Raw genomic sequence first — 1,711 nt, forward strand, 5'->3', positions numbered from 1 at the left:
GTGTAGTCCCAGGCAGATTTGAACTGCCGACCTCTACATTATCAGTGTAGCGCTCTAACCAACTGAGCTATAGGACTGTCTCAAATCGTGCCCTGGCGGGTGTCTCTGTTTCCTTTTTATATATGAATGAAAAGAAGCAGTGCGTTCAAGAGTCGAGAACCTTTCTCTTCGGCCTCTTTTTGGTGTCTCTTCTCCAGAAAGGAGGTGTTCCAGCCGCACCTTCCGGTACGGCTACCTTGTTACGACTTAGCCCCAGTTACCGGTATTACCTTCGTACGCTCCTTGCGGTTGCATGCTTCAGGTACTCCCGGCTTCCATGGCTTGACGGGCGGTGTGTACAAGGCCCGGGAACGTATTCACCGCGCCATGGCTGATGCGCGATTACTAGCGAATCCAGCTTCATGGAGTCGAGTTGCAGACTCCAATCCGAACTGAGACAGGTTTTTGGGATTCGCTCACCATTGCTGGTTGGCTGCCTTCTGTACCTGCCATTGTAACACGTGTGTCGCCCCGGACGTAAGGGCCGTGCTGATTTGACGTCATCCCCACCTTCCTCGCGGCTTGCGCCGGCAGTCTCGACAGAGTCCTCGGCCTGACCCGTTAGTAACTGTCAATAGGGGTTGCGCTCGTTATGGCACTTAAGCCGACACCTCACGGCACGAGCTGACGACAACCATGCAGCACCTCGCAGGCGGCCGTTACCGACTATGGGCTTTCACCCATATTCCCCCTGCGTTTGAGCCCGGGTAAGGTTCCTCGCGTATCATCGAATTAAACCACATGTTCCTCCGCTTGTGCGGGCCCCCGTCAATTCCTTTGAGTTTCACCGTTGCCGGCGTACTCCCCAGGTGGAATACTTAACGCTTTCGCTGTACCACTTACATTATATCGCAAACAGTTAGTATTCATCGTTTACTGCGTGGACTACCAGGGTATCTAATCCTGTTCGATACCCACGCTTTCGTGCTTCAGCGTCCGTTGCACCCTAGTAGGCTGCCTTCGCAATCGGGGTTCTGCGTGATATCTATGCATTTCACCGCTACACCACGCATTCCGCCTACCTCTTGTGCACGCTAGCTCGACAGTTTCAACGGCAGCTCCCGGGTTAAGCCCGGGCATTTCACCGCTGACTTGTCATGCCGCCTACGCACCCTTTAAACCCAATAAATCCGGATAACGCTCGCATCCTCCGTATTACCGCGGCTGCTGGCACGGAGTTAGCCGATGCTTTTTCTTCGGATACTTGCAAATCTCCACTCGTGAAGACCTTTACTCTCCGACAAAAGAAGTTTACAACCCTTAGGGCCGTCTTCCTTCACGCGACTTGGCTGGTTCAGTCTGCCGACCATTGACCAATATTCCTCACTGCTGCCTCCCGTAGGAGTTTGGACCGTGTCTCAGTTCCAATGTGGGGGACCTTCCTCTCAGAACCCCTATCCATCGTCGCTTTGGTGGGCCGTTACCCCGCCAACTGGCTAATGGACCGCATGCTCATCTGTAACCAAGATTGCTCTCTTTAGACGAATCCCCATGCGAGATCTCGTCGTTATGGGGTATTAGGCCGGATTTCTCCGGGTTATCCCCCTGTTACAGGCAGATTGCATACGTGTTACTCACCCGTGCGCCGGTCGCCGCCAGAAGTATTGCTACCTCCGCGCTGCCCCTCGACTTGCATGTGTTAGGCCTGTCGCTAGCGTTCATCCTGAGCCAG

1 tRNA gene and 1 rRNA gene are annotated in these 1,711 nt (G+C 54.1%); both read right to left on the bottom strand.

Annotated elements, in window-relative coordinates:
* Positions 1–3: 3 nt before the first annotated feature.
* A tRNA-Ile gene (locus NW211_RS13745) sits at positions 4–77 on the bottom strand.
* A 120-nt stretch (positions 78–197) separates the two neighbouring features.
* A 16S ribosomal RNA gene (locus tag NW211_RS13750) occupies positions 198–1,711 on the bottom strand; the annotation flags it as partial.

This window comes from Barnesiella sp. ET7 (genome assembly GCF_024733785.1).
GTDB lineage: Bacteria > Bacteroidota > Bacteroidia > Bacteroidales > Barnesiellaceae > Barnesiella > Barnesiella merdigallinarum.